This is a genomic window from Flavobacterium sp. CG_23.5 (assembly GCF_017875765.1).
Classification (GTDB): Bacteria; Bacteroidota; Bacteroidia; order Flavobacteriales; family Flavobacteriaceae; genus Flavobacterium.
The window spans coordinates 1532729-1548464 of record NZ_JAGGNA010000001.1; the positions used below are offsets into that span (position 1 = coordinate 1532729).

A 15736-nucleotide genomic window follows, 5' to 3' on the forward strand; every position below is an offset into this window, starting at 1 on the left:
TTTATTCACCAACCATGAAAAAAACAATATTCACTGCAACGCTATTTTCTTTTGTTTGCTTGGCTTCTGCACAAAATACAGCACTAAAAAGTAAGATTGGTCAAAAAGCCGAGTCCTTAGAATCAAAAGTTATTTCATGGCGACGTGACTTTCACCAGAATCCTGAATTAGGCAATAGAGAATTTAAAACTGCCGAGAAAATTGCCGCTCATCTTCGTTCTCTTGGCATTGAGGTGCAAACTGGAGTAGCCAAAACAGGTGTTGTTGGTATTCTAAAAGGAGGAAAACCAGGTCCCGTTGTCGCCCTGAGAGCAGACATTGATGCTTTGCCAGTAAAAGAACGAGTAAATATTCCTTTTGCTTCTAAAGCTGAAGGCGAATACAATGGAAAAACAGTACCGGTTATGCATGCTTGCGGACATGACACTCATATTGCTATCTTAATGGGAACTGCCGAAATTTTGGCTTCCATGAAAAGCGAATTAAAAGGAACCGTTAAATTTATTTTTCAACCAGCCGAAGAAGGTCCACCTGAAGGTGAAGAAGGCGGTGCAAAACTAATGGTCAAAGAAGGCGTTTTAGAGAATCCTAAAGTGGACGTTATTTTTGGATTGCATATCAATGCCCAAACAGAAGTGGGAAAAATAAAATACCGCACCAAAGGAACGATGGCAGCTTCAGATTGGTTTACAATAAAAATAAAAGGTAAGCAAACACATGGAGCCTACCCATGGCTGGGTATCGACCCCATTACCACTGCGGCTCAAATCGTAATGGGAATCCAAACTATTGTCAGCCGAAATGTAAACATAACCGAATCTGCGGCTGTTATTAGTGTTGGACAAATCAATGCCGGAGTAAGAAGTAATGTTATTCCAGAAGAACTTACGATGACAGGAACAATTCGCTCTCTAGATCCAAAAGTGCAGGATATGATGCATTCCAGATTAAAACAAGTAGTGAATTCAATTGCTGAAAGTGCAGGAGCCTCTGCCGATATAAATATAACTAACCAAACGCTTATTACCTACAATGATCCATTATTGACAGAGAAAATGGTTCCAACATTAGAAGCAACAGCAGGTAAAGATAATGTCTATATTACACCTGCCGTAACTGGTGCCGAAGACTTCTCCTATTATCAGGAAAAGATACCGGGTCTGTACTTCTTTTTAGGAGGCGCTCCAAAAGGCAAACCAATCTCTGAAACTGCTCCGCATCATACCCCTGATTTTTATATTGACGAAAGTGGTTTTGTTTTGGGAATGAAAGTACTTTCAAATCTTACTGTAGACTATATGGAAATGCAATCAAAAGACAGATCAACTAAATAAAATTGATTCTTAACCCATGCTTTTCTAAAAAATTACAATCTAGTAAAGAAACTACAATTAATAACAATCCTGAATAAAGAAGTATGGAAAGCCATGTTGCGTGATGGTCCGCCTCCAGTACCAAAAGCATAATCTTTTTTAACGAATGATTAAAAATCAAAAATTGTTCAGAAACGGTTCCGAAACAAAAAAATTAAAGCGTTTTTTTGTTTCGAAACCGTTTTTTTATTCCTTTAAAACACAGATAATATCTCCAAAAATATACATACAACACTGAATTTCATATCTTTATATGTAATTTATAAAATATTTCATCATGCACTATGGACATCACTTTTGGGGAATGCATTTCTTTTGGTGGATTTTTTGGATTATCATCTTAATCTGGATATTTGCCACTCCATATAACCTTCCTGGTCAACGAACAAAAACTGAAACACCATTGGATATCCTAAAAAAAAGATTTGCACAGGGAGAAATTACCAAAGAAGACTTTGAGGAAAAGAAGAAATTTTTAGAAGGAAATTAATCTATATTTAATCAATTAATAGCATACTCTGAAAATCTAATAATTTCTGCAACGTGATAACAGAATCTTCATTTTTCCCTTTTGAAAATAAAATAATTAAAATCTATTTTCCAAAAAATGAAAACACTAAAAAAATATTTTAAAAAAAGAACGAGTGTTATTAATTTTCTTTTGGAGCAAAAACAGCAATCTTATTCGCCCGATACTTTTCATAAATTAAGGGTTGAAATTAAAAGGCTGAAAGCTTTATTTGATTTACTGGATTATTGTACAAAAAAATTCAAACGAAATAAAATCTTCAAACCCTTTAAATTAATTTTTAAACAGGGTGGGAAAGTAAGAGAACTCCAAATTGAAGAATCCCTAATAAAAGAGCATTCTACTACCCATTTACCCGTCGAGTACAGCACTCACTTGAAGAAAAATCAGATAAAAGAACAGACCCATTTTTTTTCGATTTTAAATAAGGCGTTCACAAAAAAACTAAACAATAAATATCGCAAAATTCTTCCCTTTCTCTCCAAGATAAATAAAAAAAAGCTAAATAATTACAGGTATAAAAAGAGAACTAAAATTGAGAAATTGCTCAGCCAAAACAATTTAGAAATTAAAAAAATACATAAATTACGGAAGCGGTTAAAAGCGTATCTATATAATCAACAAAGCCTAAACTCAGATAAACAAATTAAGTTGATTCGAAAAAACAATATTCTACCTGAATTATTAGGAGAATGGCACGATTACACGGTTATTACCGAACACTTGAAAAAAACCATTGCTTCTGATGTAATAAGTTCCAAAGAGATTAATAAACTTGACAATATTATACTAGTATTTACTTCTAAAAGCGAATTGCTATTCACGAAAATAAATACAGCTTTACCTTATCCAGATTTTTTCAAAAACCTAAAGACTAAATAAAATGCAACAATCATAAAATATACTTGCAATCGAATGGCAAGATGTTAGTGAAGCGTCCAGTAAAGCATTTTATCTCCTCTTTTTTTATTTTACAATAGCACTATAATATTTTGAAACACACCCTAAAAACCCGATTTTAATGAACTACTTTTTGTGAAAAAATAAATAGAAATTATAGGGTTTTTGCACTTGTATTTAAATCATTTTTTTAAGACCTTGGATTTATTAAAATAATACATGTCATTTGGGTTTGAATTTCGCAACTTTGCAAGTCGAAAAAACTGGGACACTACTGTTCGAGGAGATCGAATTAATTACCATTTTAAGAAATAAATATATTTTCAAATCAACATTGCGCTATTTATGGACGAAAATGATTATCTAGATTTATTTGAACAGTCGCCAGCATTGTTATTAGTTTTAGACACTAAATTTAATATTGTAACTGCAACAGACGCTTATTTAAAAGTCACAATGACGGAAAGAAAAAACATCGTCGGCCGTAATATGTTTGATGTATTTCCTGATAATCCCAGCAATAAAAATTCAGAAGCAATTACCAATGTGAAAGCTTCTCTGATTCAGGTTCTTAAAAGCAAGGTTACCGATATAATGCAAATCCAAAAACACGATATCAGAAAACCGGAATCGGAAGGTGGTGAATTTGAAGAGCGATTTTGGAGCCCTGTTAACTCTCCAATCCTCGACAAAAATAACAATGTAAAGTATATCATCCATCGCGTTGAAGATGTCACCCAAAATAAAGAACTTACTTCCACCAATCAAAAGTTGAGGGAATCGTATGATTTTTCAAAAGCAATTATTGCTACCATTCATGAAACCATGTTGGTTTTGAAAAAAGATTTTAAGGTAAAATCAGCCAGCAAATCATTCTACAAAAAATTCTTAGTTACCAAAGAAGCAACCAAGGGTAAATCCATATTTGAATTAGAAAATGGAATCTGGGACATACCCGAAATCCATGAATTACTACAAACAACTGCTACTGATAAAGCAAACGTTGATGATTTAGAAATTAAAATTACATTTCCTCACATTGGTGAAAAATCAATGTTAGTAAACGCAAATCCAATTATTAAAAAAAACCAAGACAAACAATTACTTCTCTTTACAATTAAAGATATTACAGAGGTCCGAAGATTGGGATTTGCGTTACAGTCTAAAGAAAAAAGAGTATTAGAAGAACAACTTGATATTGAAAAAAAAGCACTAAAGAAAATTGAAGATAGCGAAAAACGGTACAATATGATGCTGATGGAATCGCCTTTTGCCATAGCAATATTGAAAGGTAAAGATATGGTAGTCACTCTTGCAAATGCTAGTATAAAAGAAATCTGGGGAAAGGGAAACAACGTTGAAGGTAAAAAATTTATCGATATATTACCCGAACTCAAAGACCTCTCATTCCCTTTACTGCTCGATGAAGTATATTCAACAGGAATTCCCTTTTACGGTTATGAACTCCCTGTACCATTAGTACGAGATGGCAAAATAGTCAATGAGTATTTCAATTTTGTCTATCAACCATATCATGAAGCAGATAAAACTGTTTCTGGCGTTACCATTATAGCGTCTGACGTCACCACGCAAGTTTCTGCAAAAAATGAACTGATTGAAGCAAAAATTAAAGCAGAGCAAAAAACTAAAATTGCGGAGGAAGCGGTTAAGTCAAAACAACAGTTTTTGTCTAATATGAGTCATGAAATCAGAACTCCAATGAACGCCATTATTGGGTTTACTAATGTGGTTTTAAAAACTGATTTAGATGAATCGCAAAAAGAATACATCAACGCGATTAAAGAATCAGGAGATGCATTGATTGTATTAATTAATGACATTCTGGACATTGCCAAGGTCGACGCCGGAAAAATGACTTTTGAGAAAACAGCCTTTAGTTTGTCCAATTCTATTGCTACCATGCTACATCTTTTTGAAGCTAAAATAGTGGAAAAAAATTTAGAATTACATCATGAATATGATGCTACTATTCCGTTAAATGTAATAGGTGACCCCATGCGTTTACGCCAAATTATTTTGAATTTGATGAGTAATGCAGTAAAGTTTACTTCAAAAGGAAAAATAGCGATATGTTTACGATTGGTAGATCAGGATACTGAAAAAGTAACTATTGAATTCCTAATTACTGATACAGGCATTGGAATTCCTAAAAACAGACTCGCTGATATTTTTAATAATTTCGAACAAGCAACAGTTGGAACCAGCAACTCCTTTGGAGGAACGGGTCTCGGTCTGGCAATTACCAAACAACTTGTAGAACTTCAGGGAGGAACAATCACTGTTAATAGTGAAGAAGGTAAAGGATCTGACTTTAGCTTTGTTTTAACTTTTGACAAAATAAAATCAGAAGTCAAAGCAATAAAAGAAGAAGTCAAACTTTTCCAAGAAATCCCTCAGGAAACAAGAACAACCGGCAAAGTAAAAGTGCTTGTGGCAGAAGACATTGCTTTGAATCAACTTTTAATAAAAATAATATTGTTGGACTTTGGCTATGAAATCGACATGGCCAATAATGGTAAAGAAGCTGTTGAAAAACTACAAAAAAACACCTATGACATTATACTGATGGATCTACAAATGCCAGTCATGAACGGTTTTGAAGCCACAAGATACATACGTAATGAGCTAAATTCGAACATCCCCATAATTGCACTTACCGCAGATGTGACTTCTGTAGATGTTGAAAAATGTAAAGCGGCTGGAATGAACGATTATGTATCCAAACCCATCGACGAAAAAATATTATACAATAAAATCATTGGCTGTTTAAAAGAATCTAATACCATAAAATAATGAAAGCATTAACCTTTTCAACTTTTGGTACTTCTGAAGTTCTTGAATATATTGATATCCCAAACCCAATACTTAAAAGCGACGAAATATTAGTCGAAATGAAAGCTATTGGCTTGAACTTCGCAGACGTATACCGCCGAAAAGGAAATTACCATCTTAAAGGAAATCCACCATTCATTGCAGGTTATGAAGGAGCGGGTATTGTTGTGGATGCTAATAATCAAAGCGGTTTTAAAATTGGAGATAGAATTGCATTCGCTGACTCTCCTTTTTCCAATGCGGAATTAGTGGCTGTCCCTGTTGCCCATGTTATTCCATTACCTGATACAATTCCTTTTGAAACTGCCGCAACCATTCTATTACAAGGATTAACAGCCCATTATCTGGCAACCGATAGTCATAAAACTCAAAAAGGAGAAACCGTACTTATTCATGCATCTGCAGGTGGAGTTGGTCAATTTCTAACGCAAATAAGCAAATTACTGGGAGCAAAAGTTATTGGATTAACCTCTTCTGCCGAGAAAGCAGAAACCTCATTGAAAAACGGAGCCGATGCAGTGTTTTTATATTCGGACGATTGGAAAACACACGTTGTGTCCTTTTGTCCAAATGGAGTGGATGTAGTGTATGATAGTATTGGCAGCACCTTGAGCGATAGTTTCGAAGTAACCAAAGCGCGTGGACAAGTCGTCTTTTTTGGTATGGCTGGCGGCGATCCTGATTTTGTGAACCCAAGAATGTTAATGGATTCTTCAAAAACGTTAACCGGCGGTGACTTATGGAGTTACCTGAATACCAAAGAAGAACGCATCAAAAGGGCACATCAGCTATTTACATGGATTAACAACAAAGAAATCACCATCGCTCCTCCTACTGTTTTTAAACTTTCAGAAGGCAAAAAAGCACATGATTACCTAGAAAGCAGAAAAAGTACCGGTAAAATAATTCTGATTCCATAAAAATTAGAATTCGAGAACTATCATATAAATATTATTTTGGGCGTGTCTCGCTGAAAAAAGCGAGCCGGGCTATCCGTTGCAATCTCCCGATGAAAAATCGGGAGGATTTCCACTACTATCCCTCACGCAAATCCTGCAAAAAACTTTTTTTTTCAAAAATATAATTTCAAGTGTACCAATTGAACTTAAATAATTTTAAAATCTAAAAAAATAGATATATTTAATTAAAAATCAATTAGTTACAAAACAAAAACTTGTTTAAATATTTCTAGTTCACTATTTTTTCGTAAATTAGTAGTCCTAAAAAAGGAGCTGTCTACTGCACTGACAATACCTATTAAAACAAAAACGCAACAATTATCAAAAAAGGCAAAACCCCATAAGCCTCAATTCAAACCTACTTTAATAACGGCATCTATTATTTTCTAATTAATCAGAATGGTCTTGTCTTATAAAATAAATTTATTATACTGTATAATTCTATTTCCATTATAAAATTAATGTGAAAATATTTTAAAAAAGAGGCAACACAAACATTGCCCAACTATGTTTAATCAATAAAACAACTAAAATGAAAACAATTAAAACGATTTCAATCTCACTGCTTATTGGATTATTCCTAATGATGAGCACAGTCATGCACGCACAAGATCCAATGAAAGTAAATCCGAAAGTGTATAAAAAAATCCTTCTGGAGAATGATAAAGTAAGGGTCATGTCTGTTGAATTTGCTCCAGGTCAAACAATGGCATGGCACAGCCATCCGCAACACACCATTTATGCCTTAACCGATGGAACATTACAGATTACCGAAAAAGGCAAACCGGCAACAATTGTCAAAATGAAATCGGGAGATGTGCTGTATATTGCTCCTGTTACTCATATGGGGAAAAACATTGGAAAGAATACCGTAAAACTGGTCGTGACTGAAATAAAACCTGTTATGAAAAAATAACAATTTATATTAAAAATAAAAAGTAAGCAGCCTGCATTAGGCTACTTACTTTTTAAGATAAAACGTTTTATTTTTGAAAAAAATTATTTCCCGATGCTCTCTTTTATCATCAAAGCGCATTTTTCTCCATCAATCGCGGCTGAGATAATTCCTCCCGCATAACCTGCCCCTTCACCACATGGATACAAACCCTTTATTTGAACGTGTTCATAGGTTAATGGATCTCTAGGAATACGAACTGGGGAAGATGTTCTGCTTTCTGGGGCATGAAGTATCGCCTCATTAGTCAAGTAACCGCGCATGGATTTTCCGAATTCAGTAAAGCCTTCGCGCAATATCTGAGTTAAAAAACCAGGGAAAACCTGACCCATTTCTACTGATGTAGTTCCGGGAACATAAGATGTTTTAGGAATTTCTGACGACACTTTGTTTTGAGTAAAATCAATCATTCGTTGGGCAGGAACTTTTTGGGTTTCGCCTGCCAAATGCCAAGCGCGTTGCTCAATACTTTTTTGGAATTCCATACCTGCCAAAGCACCAAATTTGGCAAATGGCTTAAAATCCTCCAGTTTTAATTCGATTACAATTCCAGAATTGGCGGTAGCTTGATCCCTTTTTGACGGAGACCAGCCATTAGTCACCACTTCTCCCGGACTTGTGGCACAAGGTGCAATCACACCACCTGGACACATACAAAAAGAATACATTCCGCGACCATTTACCTGTTTCACAATCGAATATGGCGCTGGTGGTAAATGTTCCCCACGATAATCACAACTGTATTGAATACTGTCAATTAGCGATTGTGGATGTTCGGCTCTTACGCCCAAGGCAAAAGATTTTGCTTCGATAAAAATTTGCTTTCTGTCCAGTAATTCAAATATATCACGGGCAGAATGCCCTGTGGCCAAGATAATTTTATTGGCAAGAATCGTATCTCCTTTTTGAGTGACGATACCTTGCACTTCATTATTTTTTATTAAAATATCAGTTAGGCGGGTTTCAAACAAAACTTGTCCGCCATATTCGATTATCTTCTCCCGAATATCCTGAATAATTTGAGGCAATTTATTGGTTCCAATATGAGGATGCGCTTCAATTAAAATATCGGCTGAAGCCCCAAAAGCAACAAACAACTCCAGAATCCGCGTTACATCGCCACGTTTTTTGGAACGCGTGTATAATTTCCCGTCCGAATAGGTTCCTGCACCACCTTCGCCAAAACAATAATTAGAATCTTCATTTACCAGATGATCCACATTAATAGCTTTCAAATCACGTCGACGACCTCGAACATCCCTTCCGCGCTCAATTACTATTGGCTTCAAACCCAATTCTATCAATTGCAAAGCGGCAAAAAGACCCGCTGGTCCGGCACCTACAACAATGACTTCTTGAGCTGCTGAAACATTTTTATAATCGGGAAGTTGAATTTTATGCTCTTGAAAAGGTTCTCCGTTCAGATAGATAGCCACTTTCAAATTCATTTTTATCGCTTTTTGACGCGCATCAATAGATCGCTTCAATATAGAAACATGTTGGATTTCCTTAACGGCAACCTTAATTTGTTTGGATAAATAATCTTTTAGCAACAAGTCGTTTGCGGCTATTTCGGGAGTAACTTGTAATAGAAGTTCTTGAGGCATTTTAATTGATTGTTCGATTTTAGATTATTAGACTTTAAAAAATGTCTGAAATAATCCAGAATACAAAAGTAGTATTTTGAACTGACTTCTTCTTATGGAAAGCAGAATCCGTTTTCAATTTTTCAAATTGCTTCTTTTTCGAATTAGACTTTGTAACTTTGTCCCTTCAAAACCGTTAAACCGTTAACCGATTAATCTTAGAGAAAAATGTCTAGAAAAATAAAATTAATATGGGATTTTCGCGGACCCGCTGCTGCAAAAACAGCTGAACACCACGAAATTCATTTGAAAGAATACATTGCAATTGAAAAATTGCCTTTAAATATTACCGGTTTTGAAATTCAAGGCGAAATGCAGGCCATCGCTTTCATGGTGGTCACAGATGAAAATATGATTCAAGTTCGCGATGCTTTAAAACCGCACCGCGGAGAACTTTTTTAGTTGACAGTAATCAGTCATCAGATTGCAGAAACCCCTAATTACTAAACTGAACACTGCGACTGAACACTGATTACTGTGACTACAAACTGATCACTGCGACTGCAAACTGACCACTAATTAGCCACTTCGCTGATGAATTTTATTCGCATCAGTCGCAATTCGTCAAGATCATAGTCTCCTTCAAATTCTTTGAGTGCTTCTTCGATATTATCGGAATGGGATTCCATAAAATAGTCGTGAATTTCTTCTTGTTGATCATCATCCAGCATATCATCAATCCAATATTTTATATTCAATTTGGTTCCGGAATAGACAATTTGTTCCATTTCTTTAATCAAATCGTCCATCTTTAATCCTTTTGCGGAAGCGATATCATCAAGTGATAATTTTCTGTCTATATTTTGAATAATGTATAATTTATTTACCGAGTTTACTCCTGTAGATTTAACCACTAGATCATCCGGTCTGATAATATCATTATCTGACACGTAACGACTTATTAGTTCTAGGAATTCCTTACCATATTTTTTTGCTTTCCCTTCCCCAACACCGTGAATATTGATTAATTCATCCACAGAAATAGGATATTTAAGTGCCATATCCTCAAGTGACGGGTCTTGGAAAACTACAAACGGCGGAACCGATAATTTCTTAGCCACTTTTTTACGTAAGTCACGTAACATACCCATCAATGCTTCATCAGCAACTCCTGTCGATTTCGCTGCAGTTACTATTGCTTCGTCTTCGGTTTCATTGTATTCATGATCTTCAGACATCATGAAGGATTCGCGGTTTTTAATAAAATCCAATCCTTTATCGGTGATTTTTACGATTCCATAAGTCTCAATGTCTTTAGATAAATAGCCAGCCACAAGAACTTGTCTAAGCAAAGCCATCCAATATTTTTCATCATGGTCTGAACCGCATCCAAAAAAAGATTGCGTATCGGTTCTATGTGCCTTTATAACTGCATTTACACGACCAATCAGCGTAAACACCACTTCTTTTGATTTATATAAATGTTTTGTATCTCGAACTACTTCCAATAGTTTCACCACTTCATCTATGGCTTCCACCTTTGTTTTGGGGTTTCTGACATTATCATCCATATCAGCTCCTTCTCCATTTACATCATCAAATTCTTCTCCGAAGTAATGCAGTAAAAATCGCCTTCTGGACATAGACGTTTCGGCATAAGCCACCACTTCCTGCAATAAAGCAAATCCAATTTCCTGTTCAGCAACAGGTTTACCCGACATGAATTTTTCTAATTTCTCCACATCTTTATAGGAGTAATAGGCTAGACAATGCCCTTCACCCCCGTCGCGACCAGCACGACCAGTTTCCTGATAATAACTTTCCAGAGATTTAGGAATATCATGATGAATAACAAAACGAACATCCGGTTTGTCAATTCCCATTCCAAAAGCGATTGTTGCTACCACCACATCAACATCTTCCATAAGAAACATATCTTGATGTCTGGCACGAGTTTTCGCATCTAGTCCAGCATGGTAGGGAACCGCGCTTATCCCATTTACCTGTAAAACTTCGGCAATGGCTTCCACTTTTTTACGGCTCAAACAGTAAATAATTCCTGATTTGCCTTTATGCTGTTTTATGAAACGAATAATATCCGATTCAATATTTTTCGTTTTGGTACGTACTTCGTAATATAAATTGGGTCTGTTGAATGATGCTTTAAAAGTAGTAGCATCAGTCATATCTAGATTCTTAAGGATATCTTCCTGAACCTTTGGTGTAGCCGTAGCGGTCAAACCAATAATAGGTACATCCCCTAATTGCTTAATAATGTGTTTTAGATTTCTGTATTCCGGTCTAAAATCATGTCCCCATTCTGAGATACAATGGGCTTCATCTATAGCGACGAATGAAATAGTCACGGTTTGTAGAAAAGCCACATATTCATCCTTTGTTAAGGATTCAGGGGCAACATATAACAATTTTGTCAAGCCAGAAGTGATATCTTTTTTAACCTGAGCAATTTCGGTTTTGGTAAGTGAAGAGTTTAAAACGTGAGCAACACCATTTTCAGAAGATAAACTTCGAATGGCATCCACTTGATTTTTCATCAAAGCGATTAAAGGAGAAACCACGATAGCAGTTCCTTCTTGAATTAAAGCGGGTAGTTGGTAACAGAGTGATTTTCCTCCTCCAGTGGGCATAATCACAAAGGTGTTCTGCTTATTAAGGAGACTTTTAATAACTTGTTCTTGTAATCCTTTAAATTGGCTAAAGCCAAAATATTTTTTTAATTCTTTGTGTATGTCAATTTCGTTTGAATTCATTCTTGATTATGTGGTATTTTGTCTAAATTTGCATCACATAAAGATACAAATTTCTTTTAAACCTACAAATTTTAAACATTCTGTTTTGATAACTAAAGAAAATATCTTGGCGAGTGCCAAAAAAACCATTATATCTGAAAGTGAATCTATTGCAAAACTCACTGATTATCTTGATGAAAACTTCATTAGCGCCACCCAAAGTATCTTTAATTGCAAAGGGAGATTAGTGGTTACCGGTATAGGAAAAAGTGCCATTATTGCTCAAAAAATGGTCGCCACATTCAATTCCACTGGAACGCCATCACTTTTTCTACATGCTTCTGAAGCCATTCACGGTGATTTAGGCATGGTTCAAAACGAAGATGTGATAATATGTATTTCAAAAAGTGGTAATAGTCCAGAAATAAAAGTTTTAGTTCCACTATTGAAACGCTTTGGTAATACTTTAATTGCTATCACCGGAAATATGACCTCTTTTCTTGCCAAAGGTTCCGATTTTATTTTGAATACCACGATTGATGCAGAAGCGTGTCCGAACAACTTAGCACCCACAAATAGCACCACTGCACAATTAGTGATGGGCGATGCTTTGGCCGTTTGCCTGATGGAAATGCGCCATTTTAAACCAGAAGATTTTGCGATTTATCACCCTGGAGGTGCTCTTGGCAAAAAATTATTACTTCGTGTAAAAGACATGTTGGAACACACTTTAAAACCTTCAGTGAGTCCGGATGCACCTATCAAAAAAGTAATTTTCGAAATTTCAGAAAAGCGTCTTGGAGTAACTGCAGTGGTCGAGGATAATATGGTCATCGGAATTATTACCGATGGTGACATTAGAAGAATGTTGAATGAAAGAGATTCCTTCACTGAATTGACTGCCAAAGACATTATGACTAAAAACCCAAAATTAATCGCTTCTACAGCTATGGTTGTAGATGCATTGAATATACTTGAAGATTTTTCTATAACACAATTAGTTGTCATTGACAATGGCGAGTACAAAGGAGTATTGCATTTACATGACATTTTAAAAGAGGGAATAGTATAATGACAAAAAAAATTATTAAAGAGAAGAAAAATTTAAATGAAATGTCCTTTTTAGACCATCTTGAAGAATTAAGATGGTTGCTGGTCCGAAGTACAATAGCTGTAATAGTAATGGCTTTTCTTACTTATTTCATAAGTGATTATCTATTTGATATTATCATATTTGGACCTACAAGACCTACTTTTATTACCTACACTTTTTTTTGTGATTTATCGCATCAATTAGGTTTTGCAGATAGTATTTGTATCACCGAAATGCCTTTTATCATTCAAAACACAGAAATGGAGGGCCAGGTAAATATGTTTGTCTGGATGTGTCTTCTGGCAGGTTTTATTTTGAGTTTTCCGTATATTTTATTTGAACTCTGGAAATTTATCGGTCCCGCTTTGTATGAAAAAGAAAGAAAAAATGCTAAAATATTTATATTCATTTCGTCATTACTTTTCTTTTTAGGAGTTTTATTTGGGTATTATGTAGTAATCCCGATGTCCGTCAATTTTTTGGCTACATTTACTGTAAGTGACATTGTAAAAAACCAATTTACTCTGGATTCCTATTTAGGAATGGTGAAAACATCGGTGTTAGCAAGCGGATTGTTTTTTGAAATGCCAATAATGATTTATTTCTTAACAAAATTGGGTTTAGTAACACCCACATTTTTAAGGAAATACTGGAAATATGCTGTAATTATAATACTTATTGTTGCCGCAATTGTTACGCCGCCCGATGTGGTTAGCCAAACAATTGTCGCGATACCGATGTTATTAATATATGAAGCAAGCATCTTAATTTCAAAACTTGTTGTACGTAATCAAAAAAAAATAGAAAATGTCTGATATTATAGAAGAATTCAACGACTACCGTTCTAAGATGAACGAAAAATTATTGGCTGACAATAATAAAATTGTAAAACGAATTTTTAATTTGGATACCAATGCCTATGCAGCGGGCGCATTAGATGTAAAAACCAAAGAACTACTTGGATTAGTCGCATCAGCGGTTTTGCGTTGTGATGATTGTGTTAAATACCACTTGGAAACTAGTTTCAAAGAAGGGGTAACCAAGGAAGAAATGATGGAAGCTATGGGAATCGCTACACTTGTAGGTGGAACTATCGTTGTTCCTCATTTACGCAGAGCGTACGAATTCTGGGAAGCATTGGAAAGCCAATCAGATAATTAGAAAATGTAACAATTTGTTAATTAGTTGATAGGATTATTTATTTATCCTTTTATTTGTTTAAAATCTGGTTCCAAGTTATAAACCTTAATGATTACGGGAAATCTAAATTCTATAATTTAAATTATCTCATTTTCAAATTATCTAATTATCTAATTAAAATCATGAAATTAAGAGCCGAAAATCTTGTAAAAACCTATAAAGGAAGAAGTGTTGTAAAAGGCATTTCTGTGGAAGTGAACCAAGGTGAAATTGTGGGTCTTTTGGGTCCAAATGGTGCCGGGAAAACGACCTCCTTTTATATGATTGTTGGATTGGTAAAACCAAATTCGGGCAACATATTCCTCGATGATTTGAATATTACCGATTATCCAATGTATAAGAGAGCCCAGCAGGGAATAGGTTATTTGGCACAGGAAGCCTCTGTTTTCAGAAAATTAAGTATCGAAGACAATATCTTGAGTGTGTTACAATTAACTAAACTATCAAAAGAAGAGCAGGTTGCCAAAATGGAAAGCTTGATTGACGAGTTTAGTTTAGAACATATTCGCACCAATCGTGGTGATTTACTTTCGGGTGGAGAACGTCGTCGAACCGAAATTGCCCGTTGTCTTGCCACCGACCCCAAATTCATATTACTTGATGAACCTTTCGCCGGTGTCGATCCCGTTGCCGTGGAAGATATTCAACGAATTGTAGCCCAACTAAAAAATAAAAACATCGGTATTCTAATCACCGATCACAACGTACAAGAAACACTGGCGATTACAGATAAAACTTATTTGATGTTTGAAGGGGGAATCCTAAAAGCCGGTATTCCTGAAGAACTAGTTGAAGATGAAATGGTACGTCGTGTATACCTTGGACAGAACTTCGAATTGAGAAAGAAGAAGCTGGAGTTTTAGTAAAAGTGTCAGAGAGGAGAAAGTGTTCAGTATTCAGTGTTCAGGCCTGATAAAGGAAAAGTGTTCAGTCTTCTGTTCTGCGACAGTAATCAGCTCTAAAAAAGTGGTCAGTAATCAGTGTTCAGTGTTCAGGCCTGAGAAAGTGTTCAGTTTTGACAAAGTGTTCATCTCTAAAAAAGTATTCACTAATTACTGTTCAACTAACATTTTTTTTAAAAACCGAATACTGAATACTAATCACTGAATACTGATCACTGAATACTGATTACTACATACTTTCCTACAGGGCTACCCCAAATTTTTGAGGATTTAAAATCATGTAATTTATTAGTTTTCCAACTTCATTGCTTTCGTTTATCAATTCATTGTAAATGCTTTCATTTATATAGTAGTTACATTTAAGAGAAAATTCTAGCCAAACTTGAGTCTCAGAATTTTCAGCATCCGAATCGGTTAATTTGCTATGAAAACTTCTGGGATACACCCTTTTCCTGTAAGATTCTGAAATATTAGTAGGTACACTTCTTGAAGAACGCCTAATTTGATCCGTTAAAGAATACATTTCTTCTTTTGGAAATAGTTTTGTTATTTCAAAAATTTTCATCGCTAATGAAAATGATTTCTGATATGCTAATAAATCTTGGAATTTCATACTTATGTTATTTAAAACCGATT

Annotated in this window: 14 protein-coding genes; 11 read left to right on the forward strand and 3 right to left on the reverse strand. The window is 35.1% G+C overall.

All coding sequences use genetic code 11. The annotated features are described in order from the left end of the window. The first annotated feature begins 14 nt into the window (after positions 1-14). From H4V97_RS06550 to H4V97_RS06575, 6 genes are all read left to right on the forward strand, one after another. On the forward strand, positions 15-1334 hold the full coding sequence (locus H4V97_RS06550) for an amidohydrolase (protein ID WP_209549252.1): 1320 nt from the start codon (positions 15-17) through the stop codon (positions 1332-1334). Positions 1335-1650: 316 nt separating this feature from the next. Then, positions 1651-1863, forward strand: coding sequence for an SHOCT domain-containing protein (locus tag H4V97_RS06555; RefSeq protein WP_209549253.1), 213 nt, complete (start codon positions 1651-1653; stop codon positions 1861-1863). Between the two features lie 117 nt (positions 1864-1980). Further along, a complete protein-coding gene (locus H4V97_RS06560) occupies positions 1981-2784 on the forward strand; it encodes a CHAD domain-containing protein (protein WP_209549254.1) in 804 nt (267 codons plus the stop codon). A 363-nt stretch (positions 2785-3147) separates the two neighbouring features. Then, positions 3148-5616 carry an ATP-binding protein gene (locus H4V97_RS06565; protein ID WP_209549255.1) on the forward strand — a complete coding sequence of 823 codons (2469 nt, stop codon included), beginning with the start codon at positions 3148-3150 and terminating at the stop codon, positions 5614-5616. Next, entirely contained in the window at positions 5616-6575 is a 960-nt protein-coding gene (locus H4V97_RS06570; protein WP_209549256.1) for a quinone oxidoreductase family protein, read from the forward strand. Before H4V97_RS06565 ends, H4V97_RS06570 begins: the two co-directional genes overlap by 1 nt. A 571-nt stretch (positions 6576-7146) precedes the next feature. Beyond that, complete coding sequence (locus tag H4V97_RS06575; protein WP_196849296.1) at positions 7147-7530, forward strand: cupin domain-containing protein; 384 nt, start codon at positions 7147-7149, stop codon at positions 7528-7530. Between the two features lie 83 nt (positions 7531-7613). On the opposite strand, the gene H4V97_RS06580 is transcribed toward H4V97_RS06575, so the two are convergent. Then, positions 7614-9176 (reverse strand): NAD(P)/FAD-dependent oxidoreductase, encoded by a 1563-nt coding sequence (locus tag H4V97_RS06580; RefSeq protein ID WP_196849297.1) that lies wholly within the window; start codon positions 9174-9176, stop codon positions 7614-7616. 207 nt (positions 9177-9383) lie between these two features. On the opposite strand from H4V97_RS06580, the gene H4V97_RS06585 reads away from it, so the two are divergent. Beyond that, positions 9384-9617 (forward strand): hypothetical protein, encoded by a 234-nt coding sequence (locus H4V97_RS06585; RefSeq protein ID WP_209549257.1) that lies wholly within the window; start codon positions 9384-9386, stop codon positions 9615-9617. Positions 9618-9730: 113 nt separating this feature from the next. Here H4V97_RS06585 and recQ read toward each other — a convergent pair whose 3' ends face one another. Beyond that, a complete protein-coding gene (gene recQ, locus H4V97_RS06590; RefSeq protein WP_209549258.1) occupies positions 9731-11926 on the reverse strand; it encodes a DNA helicase RecQ in 2196 nt (731 codons plus the stop codon). An 85-nt stretch (positions 11927-12011) separates the two neighbouring features. Between recQ and H4V97_RS06595 the strand changes: the two genes are divergently transcribed. The 4 genes from H4V97_RS06595 to lptB all read left to right on the forward strand — a co-directional run bounded on the left by H4V97_RS06595 (position 12012) and on the right by lptB (position 15061). Next, complete coding sequence (locus H4V97_RS06595) at positions 12012-12977, forward strand: SIS domain-containing protein (RefSeq protein ID WP_209549259.1); 966 nt, start codon at positions 12012-12014, stop codon at positions 12975-12977. Beyond that, positions 12977-13813 (forward strand): twin-arginine translocase subunit TatC, encoded by an 837-nt coding sequence (tatC, locus tag H4V97_RS06600; RefSeq protein ID WP_245345203.1) that lies wholly within the window; start codon positions 12977-12979, stop codon positions 13811-13813. The genes H4V97_RS06595 and tatC overlap by 1 nt, the downstream gene beginning before the upstream one ends. Then, on the forward strand, positions 13806-14159 hold the full coding sequence (locus H4V97_RS06605) for a carboxymuconolactone decarboxylase family protein (protein WP_209549260.1): 354 nt from the start codon (positions 13806-13808) through the stop codon (positions 14157-14159). The genes tatC and H4V97_RS06605 overlap by 8 nt, the downstream gene beginning before the upstream one ends. Before the next feature lie 161 nt (positions 14160-14320). Next, entirely contained in the window at positions 14321-15061 is a 741-nt protein-coding gene (gene lptB, locus H4V97_RS06610; RefSeq protein WP_209549261.1) for an LPS export ABC transporter ATP-binding protein, read from the forward strand. 280 nt (positions 15062-15341) lie between these two features. Here lptB and H4V97_RS06615 read toward each other — a convergent pair whose 3' ends face one another. Further along, positions 15342-15713, reverse strand: coding sequence for a four helix bundle protein (locus H4V97_RS06615; RefSeq protein WP_209549262.1), 372 nt, complete (start codon positions 15711-15713; stop codon positions 15342-15344). Between the last annotated feature and the right edge of the window lie 23 nt (positions 15714-15736).